We start from the raw sequence: 12,670 nt of genomic DNA, 5'->3' as shown, positions 1-12,670 counted from the left end.
ACAGACTAGACGGGGATGGTAGAATTTCTAGCGCCCGGGGGCAGTTCATCTGCCTTGAGGCCGCCATCGGACCGGGGCAGATGTCGCCCCATGGTTCCGGTTCTGAAACATCTGCTGGCGAAAGGCCTCTCCACATCCTGGAAGGAGGCGTTTCGATACAGCCTGGGTGCGGCCCTGGGGATTGCGGCCTGTGGAATTCTGGCGCGCAGTCTGACCGAGGGACGGCTTTCTTTAGTCCCCCTCCTGGCGGCGCCGATCGGCGCCTCGGCCGTCCTGGTGTTCGCCTTGCCCGCCAGCCCTCTGGCCCAGCCGCGCGCGGTCATCGGCGGCAACATCTTGTCAGCCCTCATAGGCGTAACCTGTGGTTTGCTGATCCCGGATCCCTTGTTGGCGGCCGTGGCGGGGACGGGTCTGGCCATCTTCGCCATGAGCGTGCTGGGGTGTCTGCATCCGCCAGGCGGCGCCATGGCGCTCGGCGCTGCGCTCGCCGCATCGTCATCGACGCCGGTGGGTCTGGATTACCCCCTCGTCCCGGTCGGGCTTTGCTCTGCCCTCTTGGTGCTGGCGGCGAGCGTCTATGGCCGCTTGTCCGGCCGCGCCTATCCGCATCGCGTCGATCAGGCTTCCAGTCCGCATCATACGCGTGATCGGCCGCCCACGGAGCGTTTCGGCTATACGCGGACCGATATCGACAACGCGCTGGCGCACTACGGCCAGTTGCTGGACGTGAGCCACGACGACCTCGACGCCCTGTTCCGCCAGGTCGAGGTCCAGGCGCACGAGCGACTGCACGCGGCCATCCCCTGCGCCGACGTCATGTCCCGGGACGTGGTTTCCGTCAGTGCGGAGCAGACGGCGAAAAGCGCCCTGGACCGGCTACAGGCGCACGACCTGAGAACGGCGCCGGTGGTTGACGCGCGGGGACGCGTGGTGGGGCTGGCGCGACGGGCGGAGCTGCTGGCCGGGGGACTTCGCCTCGTTGGCCAGCTGGAGAATCGCGCCGCCTTCACCGTGGCGCTGAACAGTCCGGTGGAAGCGCTCATGCCGGTGCTGTCCAGCGGCGCCGTGCACGAGGCCCTGGTGGTCGACGACGACGGGGTTCTGGTGGGCATCATCACCCAGACGGACCTGCTCAACGTGCTCTATCGCGCGCACGTGGTCGAGGCGGTGGTGTCGGCGCGAGCCGCATAGGCCCTTCAGGGCGCCAGGGTCGTATGCACCGGCACGCCGTTCTTGACGGCCAGGGTGACGGGCGTGCGTTCGGCCACATCGGCCAGGCGGGCGCGCTGGGCCTCGTCCAGAGGTCCGGCCGGCGTCAGCACCCGCTCGATGCGCGGCGGGGTCTCACCGCCCAGATATTCCAGACGCACGTCCAGCCCTTCCAGCGGCCAGCCCTTCTTTTCGGCGTACATGGTCAGGGTGACGGCGGTGCAGGCGCCGAGCGCCGAGATCAGCAGGTCGAAGGGGGCCGGGCCGCTGTCGGCGCCGCCCAGGCGTTCGGGTTCGTCGGCGGTCAGCTCGTGCTTCAGGTCGCCGCCCGTCCGGATCGATGTCCGGTAGCGGGCGGTTCCGATATGGGCGTGGGCGATAGCCATGAGTGCGGTTCCGTTCAGAAGGCTGGGGTCAGGACATGGGAGGGGCGGAATCTGCGGGGTCGGGCGGCAGGGGGATGAACTCCTGATCGTCCATGTCGGGCAGCTTCATGCGTCCGGCGCGCCAGTCGGCCTTGGCCTGTTCGATGCGGTCCTTCGACGAGGAGACGAAGTTCCAGTCGATGAAGCGCTCGCCGACCGGCTCTCCGCCCAGGACCATGACGGTCGAGGGTTCAAGGGCGCAGATCACCGAGGCGATCTTCTTTTCCAGCACCGCCATCTGGCCGTGACCGATGGGGCGGCCGTCGTCGATCTCGACCAGACCCGAGACGACATAGACCGCGCTCTCGGAATGCTCGGCCGGAGTCTGGAAGCGGGCGCCGGGCTCCAGCTCAAGGTGCAGATAGTGCAGGGGCGAGAAGGTGCTGACCCCGGCCTTCATGCCGAAAGCCTCGCCGGCCGTCAGGCGACCCTTGATCCCGTCCTCGCTCCAGGTCGGCAGGTCGGCGGTTCCGACGTGCTGGAAGGAGGGGGCGATCTCTTCCTGGCCGTCAGGCAGGGCGACCCAGGCCTGGATGCCTTCCAGGCGGGCGCCTTCGCGGCGGGCGCGCTCGAAGCGTTCGGAATGGGTGACGCCGCTGCCGGCGGTCATCCAATTGACCTCGGCCGGGCGGATGTCCTGCTGGACGCCCAGGCTGTCGCGGTGCGTGATCTCGCCGTCGAACAGATAGGTCAGGGTCGAGATGCCGATGTGCGGGTGGGGGCGCACGTCGACGCTCTGGGGCAGGCCGGCCGGCATGTCGACCGGGCCCATGTGATCGAAGAAGACGAACGGACCGACTGAGCGGCGCCTGGCGTAGGGCAGAACGCGGCCGACCTCGAAGCCGCCGAGATCCTTGCGGCGCTGGTCGATGACGAGTTCGATCATGGGGCTTTCTCCTCCGAGATGGTGTTGAGTGTAGTCTGCACGGTGGCGGTTTCAGAGCGCAAAGCGTCCCGGACCTGCGGCCATTCAGCGATGGGCCATCGGAAAGGGCGAGGCGGTCTCAGGCGAGGCGGTCTAGGCGGTGGAAGAATTCGGTCCGCTCGACATTGGCGGCGCCGTGCTCATGGAAATGCCGGATGTGGGGGCCGTCGTTGTGATGTTTCGACTGGGCCGCTTCGGACGCCCAGTGCTCGATGAAGATGAAGAGGCCGGGCTGGCCGCTGTCCTCGTAGAGTTCGTAGCGCAGGGCGCCTTCCTCATGCTGGGAGGTGCGGGCGACGGCGATGAGGTCCTGCCTCAGGGCCTCTTCCTTTCCGGCCTTGGCGCGCAGGCCGACAGTGACGAACAGTTCGGCCATGGCGGGCCTCCTCGGAAGAAAAGGGGGGCGGTCCGGTCGGGGAAACGGACCGCCCATGAGGGATCAGTCCTTGTCGTAGGAGAACTGAATCCCGGCCGTGCCGCCGGTTTCGATGAACAGGTTCATGAAGGCGGGAACGGTTTCCGACCGCTTCCAGTCACGCTGCAGTTCGCAGAAGAGCTGCGGGACGGAGATCATCTTGCCGCCGGCCTGTTCGATGCGGCGCAGGGCCATGTCGTGGGCCGTGGTCGAGGTGCCGCCGACGGCGTCGGCCACGACATAGACCTCATAGCCTTCGCGCAGGGCGTCGAGCGCCGGGAAGGTCAGGCAGGCCTCGGTCCACAGGGCCGTCATGATCAGCTTCTTGCGGCCGGTCGCCTCGACCGCCTTGCGGAATTCCACGTCTTCCCAGGAGTTGATCGTGGTGCGGTCATAGGTCGGATAGTCGGCCAGGACCTTGCGCAGTTGCCCGATCGGCGGCTTGTTCAGCCCGGTCTTCACATTGACCGTCGAGTGAACGATGGGCAGGCCATAGGCGACGGCGGCCTTGGCCGTGCCGACGATGTTGTTGACCAGAAGCTGGCGGTCCATCGAGGCGATCGAGTTCACCTGGACCGGTTGATAGTCGATGATGATGAAGGCCGAATTCTCGGGCGTCAGAAGGTCGTCGCTCTTGGGGTCGCGGATCGGTTCGCTGGTCATGGGGGTCGTTCCTTTCAGGCATGGGGCCGCGCTCGGACAAATGTCCGTTCGGGGCGGGGGTTGCGGCCCGGTTCGAAGACCGGGCCTTACGTTTTCGTGAGAGGGATCAGGCGGCCGGGATGTCGCCGAAGCGGCCGCTGTTGAAGTCCGTGATGGCGGCGCGGATCTCGTCCTCGCTGTTCATCACGAAGGGGCCGTAGCCGACGATGGGCTCGTCGATCGGCTCTCCGGTCAGGATCAGCAGGGTCGTGTCCGTATCGGCGTGCAGGGTGACGCTGTCGCCCTGACGGTCCAGCAGCAGGGCCTCGGCGGACCCGGCGGGTTGATCGCCGTTGACGGTGATGTGGCCCGACAGGACGACCACGATGGCGGTGTGGCCTTCCGGCAGGTCCAGCGTCGTCTCGGCGTCCCGGTTCAGCCGCACGTCCCACACATTGATGGGGGTGAAGGTGCTGGCCGGGCCTTTCGAGTCGTCCATGGCGCCGGCGATGATCCGGGCCGTGCCTGCATTGTCAGGCAGGGCGACGCTTGGAATGTCGGCGTTCAGGATCGACTGGTAGCCCGGGCGGGTCATCTTGTCCCTGGCGGGCAGGTTGACCCACAGCTGCACCATGCGGAAGGGGCCGCCGGTCCGCGCAAAGGCGGGCGAGTGGAACTCCTCGTGCAGGATGCCGCCGCCCGCCGTCATCCACTGGACGTCGCCGGGGCCGATAACGCCGCCCTGGCCGGTCGAGTCGCGATGCTCGACCTCGCCGTCATAGACGATGGTCACGGTCTCGAAGCCGCGGTGCGGGTGCTGGCCGACGCCGCGACGTTTGTCGGTCGGCTCGAAGTTATGAGGACCGGCGTAGTCGAGCAGCAGGAAGGGGCTGACCTGCTTGCCGACGCTGTCATAGGAAAACAGCGAGCGAACCGGGAAGCCGTCGCCGACCCAGTGGCCGCGATCATTGCCGTAACGTCCAAGAACCTTCTTCATGGTGTGTCTCCTTGGCGACCGGGCCTCGCCGATCGCGTTGGAGGTCTTATGACGGTGGAACGCCGACCGCAGAAGATTGCGAAATCGCCTCGCTGCGTTCTATTGATAGGACGATGAGAGACCTCAACGACCTCTATTACTTCGTCCAGGTGGTGGACCACGGCGGCTTCGCTCCGGCGGCGCGGGCTCTGGGGATGCAGAAGTCCAAGTTGAGCCGACGGATCGCCTTTCTGGAGGACCAGCTGGGCACGCGCCTGATCCAGCGGTCGTCGCGCAAGTTCTCGGTGACCGAGGTCGGTCAGGAATATTACCGCCACTGCCTGGCCATGCTGGTCGAGGCCGAGGCGGCCCAGGCGGTGATCGACAATGTGGCGGCCCAGCCGCGCGGGGTCATCCGTGTCGCCTGCACGCCCGGCCTGCTGACCTATCAGATGGGCGGACTGATCGCCCGGTTCATGGCCGTCTATCCCGAGGTCGAGGTGCATCTGCACAGCACCAGCCGCCGGGTCGACGTCATCGGCGAGGGCTTTGATCTGGCCGTCCGCGTGCGCGAGCCGCCGCTGGAGGTCACGGACCTGGTCATGCGCAAGCTGGACGAGAGCGTGCACCGTCTGGTGGCCTCGCCCGCGCTGATCGCGCGGTTCGCGCCGCCGAGCGGCCCCGCCGATCTGAACGACTGGCCCAGTCTGGACTTCGGGCCGGCGCATCGCGACCACGTCTGGGCCTTGAACCACAGGGACGGGATGACCGCCTCGGTGCGCCATGCGCCCCGTCTGGTGACCGACGACCTGCACATGCTGCACGAGGGGGCGCTGAACGGGCTGGGCGTTGTCCTGCTGCCGACAGTGGCGGTGGCGCGCGATCTGGAGGCGGGGCGTCTGATCGACCTGCTGCCCGACTGGCGGCCGAAGAAGTGGATCGTCCACGCGGTCTTCCCCTCGCGGCGGGGACTGCTGCCCTCGGTCAGGCTGTTGCTCGACTTTCTGGTCCAGGGGTGCGCCGAACAGCAGATCCACGGCGAAACGGTGCGCTAGGTCGGGGCCTTGTTCAAGAAGCGCCCGGCTCAGGCGGCTTGGCTCCAGGCCATGTCCGGGGATGGCGGGCGCAGGGCGTCAGCCGTGAAGCTGCGCAGTCGGGCATTGCCCTGATACAACTCGATACGCTCGAATCTGGGCCATGCCTGCACCAGTTCCTCCAGCTCTCGAAGAGCCGCCTGTTCGGTCCGGGCGGCCAGAACGCACAGCTCGGGCGTGATGGCCTCGGGCGTGTCGATAAGGCAGTAGAACGGGTTCATCGTCGCTCCTGACGGACTGGGGCCGTGCGAGAGCGCTATTGATGGTTTTCGATGACAGGGGCGCCGTTCGAACGGAGACGGAATGACGACGGTGCGTCGAGGGCGGTCTGATCGCCGTCAATCGACCGCGTTCAGGATCGCCAGGGCTTCCTCGTAGAAGACGATCCGCTGATGTTCGAAATCCATGCCGGCCTTGAGAACCAGATGGCGCAGGCGGTGGTCGCGCCGAGAAGGAGGCGGAGTGAAGTCGCGCTGTTCGATGGCGCGGTATGCGTCCAGCCTGGCGCGGTGGTGGTCCAGAAGATCGATCAGCCGGGCGTCCAGGCCGGTGGAGCCGAGCACCGCCTCGGCGCGCAGACGCACCATGAGCTCATCGCGAATGGCGGGCGGCTCAAGGTCGGCGCCGGTCCAGCGGGCCAGTTCACTCCGTCCCTCCGGCAGGACGTCATAACGGCGCTTTCGGCCACGGGCGCCTTCGACGGCGACGCTCCGGATCCAGCCCCTGGCCTCCAGCCGGGCCAGTTCGCGATAGATCTGCTGGTGCGTCGCCTGCCAGAAGTAGCCGATCGAACGGTCAAACCGGTTCGCCAGCTCTGACCCCGAACCGGGGCGTTCGGCCAGTGACGTCAGCAGGGCGTGAGGCAGGGACATGGGGGCTGAATAGCCGAACCTCAGGAGGCCTTGAAGGCGGGCAGAAGGGCGCCGAGGCGCGCGCCCATCTCGGCGGCCAAGGCCTGGACCCCGTTCATCGGGCGCATCATGACCTCGAAGTCGGTGATCAGGCCGTCCTCGTCGAAGCGGATGAAGTCGATGCCCTTGACGCCCTTGTCCCCGACGCGGGCGCTGAACTCCAGGACCACGTTCAGGCCGTCGGCGGTGGCGGCTTCGCGGTGGTAGGCGAAGTCCTGGAACACGGTGATGACCGTGCCAAGCGCCAGGATCAGGGCGTCGGCGCTGTGGTAGGCCTTGAAGGCCACCGGCGAGCGGAAGGTCGCATCCGGGTGGACGATGGCGCGCAGGTCGCTCACGTCGGCGCGGGCCACCATGTCGTGCCATCTGGCCAGGGAAGCAGCGGCGGCGGGTTTCAGGTTCAGCGTCGTCATGGGCTTTCCTCCTTCAGATGGCGGCGGCCAGGCGCACGCCCTGGTCGATGGCGCGTTTGGCGTCCAGTTCGGCGGCCACGTCGGCGCCGCCGATCAGGCGGACCGAGCAGCCGCGCGCGACCAGATCGTCGTGCAGGTCGCGCAGGGGCTCCTGCCCGGCGCAGATGACCACGTGATCGACCGGCAGGGTCTTGTCGGTTCCGTCGATGGTGACGTGCAGGCCCTCGTCGTCGATGCGATTGTACGAGACGCCGCTGGCGGTGACGACGCCGTGCATCTTGAGCGCGGCGCGATGGATCCAGCCCGTGGTGCGGCCCAGACGCTCGCCGACCTTGCCGGTTGAGCGCTGCATCAGGAAGACTTGTCGCTCGGCCGGTTCGACCTGCGGCGCGGTGCGCCCCCCAGCGGTCTTGTAGTCGGGATCGACGCCCCAGGTGCGGAAGAAGCGGTCCAGCGACGGCGGTCCATGCCGCTCGACCAGGTATTCGCTGACGTCATGGCCGATGCCGCCGGCGCCGATGACGGCCACGCTCTTCCCGACCGGAACCTCGTCACGCAGGACGTCGAGGTAGGACAGGGTCCTGGGGTGATCCACGCCGTCGATTTCGGGCGTGCGCGGGCTGACGCCGGTGGCCAGGACGATCTCGTCGAAGCCCTCGTCGGCCAGGGCGCTGGCCTCGGCGCGGGTATTGAGACGGAGCTTGACACCGGTCAGGTCCAGTTGCTTGCGGAAGTAGCGCAGGGTCTCGCTGAACTCCTCCTTGCCGGGAATCTTGCGGGCGATGTTGAACTGGCCGCCGACCGCGCTGGCGGCTTCGATCAGGGTGACGTCGTGGCCGCGTTCGGCGGCGGTGACGGCGAAGGCGAGGCCCGCCGGGCCGGCGCCGACCACGGCGATGGTCTTGGCGGTTTCAGTCGGGGCGATGACCAGTTCGGTCTCGTGGCAGGCGCGCGGATTGACCAGGCAGGAGGTGATCTTGCCGGCGAAGGTATGGTCCAGACAGGCTTGGTTGCAGCCGATGCAGGTGTTGATCTCGTCGGCGCGGTTTTCGCGCGCCTTTTGCACAAAGGCGGCGTCGGCCAGCAGGGGACGGGCCATCGACACCATGTCGCAATAGCCCTCGGCCAGCAGGCCCTCGGCCACCTCGGGGGTGTTGATGCGGTTGGTGGCGACCAGGGGGATGGAGATCTCGCCCTTCAGGCGCTTGGTCACCCAGGCGAAGGCGGCGCGCGGGACGCTGGTGGCGATGGTGGGGATGCGGGCCTCGTGCCAGCCGATGCCGGTGTTGAGGATGGTGGCTCCGGCCGCCTCTATGGCCTTGGCCAGTTGCACCACTTCGTCGGCGGTCGAACCGCCCTCGACCAGATCCAGCATCGACAGGCGGTAGATGATGATGAAGTCGGGGCCGACCTTTTCACGCGTGCGGCGCACGATCTCGATCGGCAGGCGGATGCGGTTCTCGTACGAGCCGCCCCATTGGTCGTCGCGCTGGTTGGTGCGGGCGGCGATGAACTCGTTGATCAGATAGCCCTCGGACCCCATGACCTCGACGCCGTCATAGCCGGCGGACCGGGCGAGAGCCGCGCAGTTCACGAAATCGGCGATGGTCTGCTCGACCTCTTCGCCGGTCAGGGCGTGGGGGGCGAAGGGCGTGATGGGGGCCTGGATGGCGGAGGGGGCGACCAGGTCCGGGTGGTAGGCGTAGCGGCCGAAGTGCAGGATCTGCAGCGCAATCTTGCCGCCCTCGGCGTGGACGGCGGCGGTGACCAACCGGTGGTGTTCGGCCTCTTCCTCGGTGGTCAGCTTGGCGCCCCAGGGCATGGGACGGCCGCGCTCATTCGGGGAAATGCCGCCGGTGACGATCAACCCGACCTCGCCGCGCGCCCGCTCGGCGTAGAAGGCGGCCATGCGCTCGAAGCCGTTCTCGACCTCCTCCAGCCCGACGTGCATCGAGCCCATCAGCACCCGGTTCTTCAGGGTGGTGAAGCCGAGGTCGAGGGGTTTGAGCAGTTCGGGATAGGCCATGGTCGCCGCCTGGTTATGCAATCAGTTGCATAACCAGTATCCCGATCTCGACGTTATGCAAGAGGGGAGGGCGTGAGCGCCCTCCATCTCGCCATGTCACCGGGACTTCATCATCCGCATCGCCAGGATTTCGCGCGTGCGGCGGGTGATGCCGTAAAGGACGCCGGGTTCGCTCTCGTCCCAGTCGACAGCCTGACCTTCGGCCTCCATGCCCAGGGTCTCCACGTGATCCAGCACGCCGCCGCCGTCAGGGAAGGCGACCACATAGAGCTCGGGGTGGTCGTGGCCGCTGAGATAGAGTCGTCCGTCCGGGCCCCAGCCGCCGCCGGAGATGCTCATCGGCGCGATCCGGCCGAGAATGGAGGCCGGGATGGCCCAGCTCTCGGTGCGCCGCCACTGGTCGTCGAAGCGGACCAGGGTGGTGTGGCGGTGGTCGCGCGGAGCCTCGCCGCCGCGACCGTCATAGTTGGCGAACATCCCCCACCAGGCGCCGTCGTGACGCTCGATCCAGGTCAGGGAGCCGGTGCCCAGGCCCAGGGAGACGCTGCGGATGTGGTGCAGGTCCTGCGCGTCGAAGACCTCGACCGTGCTGACGTGCGGCGTGCCGGGGAAGTTGGAGCTGGCGCAGACCAGTTCGGCGTTGATCAGGGTGCAGGAGTTGATGTGGGGGAAGCGCTTGGGATCGCCCGACCACTGGGCCTTCTTCTCGCCGGTCGCCTTGTCGTAGCGGGTCAGGGACCAGTTGGAGACGGCGTAGACGTCGTGGGGGCCGACCGCCACGCCCTGGCGAGCATCGGACGGATAGCGGCGCACGGTTTCCAGCTGTCCCGCGAGAACGGGGGCGGGGGGCGGGGCTTCGGGCGTCTGGGAGGCGGACAGGGCGAGGGCGGCGAGGGTCGTGATCAGCATGAGGGGGCTTTCAAGCGGAAAGGCCGCCTTCCCGATCGGAAAGGCGGCCTGAAGGGCAGGATCAGAAGCTGGCGGACAGGCCGACCCAGAAGGTGCGGCCGTACTCGGCCGACTCCTGGAGATAGCCCCGGTTCGGGCCGGTCACTTCGCGGCGGCCCGCGTCGTTCAGGTTCTGGCCCTCGACGAAGACCGTCATGCCGTTGTCGAAACGCCAGCTGATGGAGGCGTCATAGAGGTGGCGGCCCTTCCAGTACTGGTCGGCGTTGGGAATGGTGTCGTTGATCGTCTCGAGGAAGCCGCCGACGTAGTTGTGCGAGATGCGGGCCTCCAGCGGACCGCGCTGATAGTAGATCGAGGCGTTGGTGGTGGTGTCCGGCTGCTGGAACAGGCCGGTGTGGCGCTCGCCCGCCGAGGTCAGGAAGGTGAAGTCGGTGTCCAGGAAGGTGGCGTTGGCGCTGACGCCGAAGCCGTCGAAGGGCGCCGGCAGCATGGTCAGAGCCTGCTGGAAGCCCAGCTCGATCCCGCGGATTTCGGCCGACTGGGCGTTCATCGGGGTAGAGACCAGAACGTCCTCGAGGCCCCGGCCCACGTCCATCCGCTCGACCGCGCTGAGGGTGAAGATTTCATTGTCGATCGACTTGCTGAAGACCGCGACCGAGACCAGGCCGTCCGTCGGATAGTATTCGAACGACAGGTCGAAGCCCTCGCTCTCGCGAGGCTTCAGATTGGGGTTGCCCCGCGACAGGGTGGGTTGCGAGCCGTCGAAGCTCAGGTTCTCGCTGGCGGCCAGGGAGCCGAAGTCGCCGCGGCCGATGGTGTTGGTCCAGGCGGCGCGCACCACCATGTCCTCGCGCACGTCCCAGCGCAGGTGGACGCTGGGCAGCCAGTTCTCGTAGCCGCCCTCGTTGTGGGCCGGGGTCAGGACGCCGCCGGTGTTGCGGACGGCCTGGGACTCCACCTCGGTCTTCTCGTAGCGCAGTCCGCCCAGGACGGTGACGTCGCCCATCCGATAGCTGGCCTGGCCATAGGCGGCGTAGACGTCCTCGGTCACGTCATAGTCGCCGGTCGGCAGGGCGGTCGTGGCTGTGAAACGGTCGCGGTTGGCCTCGAAGAAGCGCTCGGCCAGACCGGCGTCGATGCGGGCGCCCAGGTCATAGCGGCTCTGGATCAGCTCGCTGGGGCCGGCCACGTCCACCTCGTCGAAGGTGAAGGCGAAGCCGGGCGCGGTCTTATAGTCGGTACGGCTGCTGGCGTAGGCGCGGTCGCTGGAGCGGATCAGGCCGCCGAACTTGATCTTCAGATTGCGATCGAAGCCGCCGTCGTCGAAGGCGGCGTTGAAGCGGGCCTGCACCGTGTCCTCGTCGCTGGTGGTCAGGGACACCCTGCGTTGCTGCAGGTTGTAACGCGTGGGGTCGCGGAAGGCGGTCGGGTTGGTCGGCGTGAAGATCGGGAAGAAGTCCGAAGTGTCGTAGCTGAAGCCGAAGTCGGAATGGGCCGCCGTGCGGAACTCATAGGCGGTGTTCGGCGTCTCCAGTTGGGCCTTGGAGTAGGACAGGTCGCCGTCCAGCGTCCACTGGGGCGCGGCGTCCCACTGGAAACCGCTGCGGACCAGGCCGATCTCGCGCCGGGTGATCGGCTGGTTTAGGCCGACGATGTTGCGGCCTGACGCGAAGGTTCCCGAGGTCGGGGTCTGGTTCGAGACGTTTCCGTTCGGCTCGGTGCGGAACTCGATGCGCTCCTCGTCGTCCTCCATGCTGGCCCACAGGGCTGAGGCTTCCCAGCGGAAGGTGTTGGACGGACGCCACTCCAGCTTGCCGTTCACGCCCGAACGCTGCTTGGTGTTGTTGTACCAGAACAGGCGGTTCTGGGTCGGCACCTGGATGCCGTTGCCGGTCGGCGAACCCGAATCCACCGGTTTGCCGTCGGCGTCGTATTCGCGCACCGAGGGGGCGGCGACCTCGACCTGCGGGATGTCGTAGTCGAGCTGTTCGTGCGAGGCGCCGACCACCACGCCCCATTCGTCATTGGCGCCGAAGCGGCGGCCGGTGGCGAAGCTCAGGCGATAGGACGGATCGTCGTTGCGCACGTCGCCGCTGCGCTCATAGACACCGTAGGAGGCCATGCCGTCGAAGAAGGGGCCCTTGCGGTCGAAGGCGCTGCGGGTTCGCACGTTGATGACGCCGCCGATGGCGTTGCCGTCGTTCTCGGGCGTCACCGTCTTGATGACCTCCAGGCGGCCGGCCATGACCGAGGGGACGATGTCCATCGGCACGGTGCGGGCGCTCTCGTCGACCGAGCCGACGAAGGCGCCGTCGATGGTGGTGCGGTTATAGGTCGAGGCCAGGCCGCGCAGGATCGGCCAGCGCGGCTCGCCCTGGTCCTCCATGATCGATACGCCGGGGATGCGGCGCAGGGCGGCGGCGGTGTTGTGATCCGGCAGCTTGCCGATGTCGTCGGACGACACGGCGTCCATGACCTCGAACTGCGCGCGCTTGACGGCGATGGCGGCGCGCTGGGCCTCGCGCTGGCCGGTGACGACGACTTCGTCGATTTCGGACGCGGCCTCGGCCGAAGAGTCCTGGGCGGCCGCGACGGCCGGCGTCAGCAGGACGGGCGCGCACAGGGCGGTGCTCGCCAGCAGCCAGGCTGCGGCGCGACGAAAGGCGATGGTCATGAAGGTTGTCCCCGGAGCTTTACCAATGGCTGCGGGGTAGGAGGCGATGAC

The 12,670-nt window shown here is 67.4% G+C and carries 13 protein-coding genes; 2 read left to right on the top strand and 11 right to left on the bottom strand.

From position 1 onward, the window contains the following. Positions 1 to 90 precede the first annotated feature (90 nt). Positions 91 to 1,191: an HPP family protein gene (locus tag ACZ5XO_RS14395; protein WP_464163079.1), complete on the top strand. Its 1,101-nt coding sequence runs from the start codon at positions 91 to 93 to the stop codon at positions 1,189 to 1,191. Between the two features lie 5 nt (positions 1,192 to 1,196). Here the strand turns inward: ACZ5XO_RS14395 and ACZ5XO_RS14390 are convergent, their stop codons facing one another. The 5 genes from ACZ5XO_RS14390 to ACZ5XO_RS14370 all read right to left on the bottom strand — a co-directional run bounded on the left by ACZ5XO_RS14390 (position 1,197) and on the right by ACZ5XO_RS14370 (position 4,613). Next, on the bottom strand, positions 1,197 to 1,595 hold the full coding sequence (locus ACZ5XO_RS14390; RefSeq protein ID WP_464163078.1) for an OsmC family protein: 399 nt from the start codon (positions 1,593 to 1,595) through the stop codon (positions 1,197 to 1,199). 28 nt (positions 1,596 to 1,623) lie between these two features. Continuing rightward, positions 1,624 to 2,520: a pirin family protein gene (locus ACZ5XO_RS14385; protein ID WP_464163077.1), complete on the bottom strand. Its 897-nt coding sequence runs from the start codon at positions 2,518 to 2,520 to the stop codon at positions 1,624 to 1,626. Positions 2,521 to 2,638: 118 nt separating this feature from the next. Beyond that, positions 2,639 to 2,935 (bottom strand): putative quinol monooxygenase, encoded by a 297-nt coding sequence (locus ACZ5XO_RS14380; protein WP_464163076.1) that lies wholly within the window; start codon positions 2,933 to 2,935, stop codon positions 2,639 to 2,641. 63 nt (positions 2,936 to 2,998) lie between these two features. Next, positions 2,999 to 3,637, bottom strand: a complete 639-nt coding sequence (locus ACZ5XO_RS14375) for a hydrolase (RefSeq protein ID WP_464163075.1) — start codon at positions 3,635 to 3,637, stop codon at positions 2,999 to 3,001. A gap of 106 nt (positions 3,638 to 3,743) precedes the next feature. Then, the gene (locus tag ACZ5XO_RS14370) at positions 3,744 to 4,613 is read right to left on the bottom strand and encodes a pirin family protein (protein WP_464163074.1); all 870 of its coding nucleotides are present in this window, start codon (positions 4,611 to 4,613) and stop codon (positions 3,744 to 3,746) included. 113 nt (positions 4,614 to 4,726) lie between these two features. Here ACZ5XO_RS14370 and ACZ5XO_RS14365 point away from each other — a divergent pair, with 113 nt between their 5' ends. After that, positions 4,727 to 5,647, top strand: a complete 921-nt coding sequence (locus ACZ5XO_RS14365) for a LysR substrate-binding domain-containing protein (protein WP_464163073.1) — start codon at positions 4,727 to 4,729, stop codon at positions 5,645 to 5,647. Between the two features lie 29 nt (positions 5,648 to 5,676). Here the strand turns inward: ACZ5XO_RS14365 and ACZ5XO_RS14360 are convergent, their stop codons facing one another. The 6 genes from ACZ5XO_RS14360 to ACZ5XO_RS14335 all read right to left on the bottom strand — a co-directional run bounded on the left by ACZ5XO_RS14360 (position 5,677) and on the right by ACZ5XO_RS14335 (position 12,619). Then, a complete protein-coding gene (locus tag ACZ5XO_RS14360) occupies positions 5,677 to 5,907 on the bottom strand; it encodes an oxidoreductase (RefSeq protein WP_464163072.1) in 231 nt (76 codons plus the stop codon). A 117-nt stretch (positions 5,908 to 6,024) separates the two neighbouring features. Beyond that, positions 6,025 to 6,558: a PadR family transcriptional regulator gene (locus tag ACZ5XO_RS14355; RefSeq protein ID WP_464163071.1), complete on the bottom strand. Its 534-nt coding sequence runs from the start codon at positions 6,556 to 6,558 to the stop codon at positions 6,025 to 6,027. Positions 6,559 to 6,578: 20 nt separating this feature from the next. Next, complete coding sequence (locus tag ACZ5XO_RS14350) at positions 6,579 to 7,010, bottom strand: nuclear transport factor 2 family protein (protein WP_464163070.1); 432 nt, start codon at positions 7,008 to 7,010, stop codon at positions 6,579 to 6,581. A 13-nt stretch (positions 7,011 to 7,023) separates the two neighbouring features. Then, the gene (locus tag ACZ5XO_RS14345; RefSeq protein ID WP_464163069.1) at positions 7,024 to 9,036 is read right to left on the bottom strand and encodes an oxidoreductase; all 2,013 of its coding nucleotides are present in this window, start codon (positions 9,034 to 9,036) and stop codon (positions 7,024 to 7,026) included. 96 nt (positions 9,037 to 9,132) lie between these two features. Continuing rightward, a complete protein-coding gene (locus ACZ5XO_RS14340; RefSeq protein WP_464163068.1) occupies positions 9,133 to 9,945 on the bottom strand; it encodes a hypothetical protein in 813 nt (270 codons plus the stop codon). Positions 9,946 to 10,006: 61 nt separating this feature from the next. Further along, positions 10,007 to 12,619: a TonB-dependent receptor gene (locus ACZ5XO_RS14335; protein WP_464163067.1), complete on the bottom strand. Its 2,613-nt coding sequence runs from the start codon at positions 12,617 to 12,619 to the stop codon at positions 10,007 to 10,009. Positions 12,620 to 12,670 lie beyond the last annotated feature (51 nt).

It is taken from the genome of Brevundimonas sp. T2-11 (assembly GCF_055397675.1).
This window is presented reverse-complemented; position numbering and strand designations above follow the sequence as displayed.

Excerpts from the sequence above, each read along its gene's own strand:
- ACZ5XO_RS14395 (WP_464163079.1), top strand. The coding sequence starts at position 91 with ATGGTTCCGGTTCTGAAACATCTGCTGGCGAAAGGCCTCTCCACATCC.
- ACZ5XO_RS14390 (WP_464163078.1), bottom strand. The coding sequence starts at position 1,595 with ATGGCTATCGCCCACGCCCATATCGGAACCGCCCGCTACCGGACATCG.
- ACZ5XO_RS14385 (WP_464163077.1), bottom strand. The coding sequence starts at position 2,520 with ATGATCGAACTCGTCATCGACCAGCGCCGCAAGGATCTCGGCGGCTTC.
- ACZ5XO_RS14380 (WP_464163076.1), bottom strand. The coding sequence starts at position 2,935 with ATGGCCGAACTGTTCGTCACTGTCGGCCTGCGCGCCAAGGCCGGAAAG.
- ACZ5XO_RS14375 (WP_464163075.1), bottom strand. The coding sequence starts at position 3,637 with ATGACCAGCGAACCGATCCGCGACCCCAAGAGCGACGACCTTCTGACG.
- ACZ5XO_RS14370 (WP_464163074.1), bottom strand. The coding sequence starts at position 4,613 with ATGAAGAAGGTTCTTGGACGTTACGGCAATGATCGCGGCCACTGGGTC.
- ACZ5XO_RS14365 (WP_464163073.1), top strand. The coding sequence starts at position 4,727 with ATGAGAGACCTCAACGACCTCTATTACTTCGTCCAGGTGGTGGACCAC.
- ACZ5XO_RS14360 (WP_464163072.1), bottom strand. The coding sequence starts at position 5,907 with ATGAACCCGTTCTACTGCCTTATCGACACGCCCGAGGCCATCACGCCC.
- ACZ5XO_RS14355 (WP_464163071.1), bottom strand. The coding sequence starts at position 6,558 with ATGTCCCTGCCTCACGCCCTGCTGACGTCACTGGCCGAACGCCCCGGT.
- ACZ5XO_RS14350 (WP_464163070.1), bottom strand. The coding sequence starts at position 7,010 with ATGACGACGCTGAACCTGAAACCCGCCGCCGCTGCTTCCCTGGCCAGA.
- ACZ5XO_RS14345 (WP_464163069.1), bottom strand. The coding sequence starts at position 9,036 with ATGGCCTATCCCGAACTGCTCAAACCCCTCGACCTCGGCTTCACCACC.
- ACZ5XO_RS14340 (WP_464163068.1), bottom strand. The coding sequence starts at position 9,945 with ATGCTGATCACGACCCTCGCCGCCCTCGCCCTGTCCGCCTCCCAGACG.
- ACZ5XO_RS14335 (WP_464163067.1), bottom strand. The coding sequence starts at position 12,619 with ATGACCATCGCCTTTCGTCGCGCCGCAGCCTGGCTGCTGGCGAGCACC.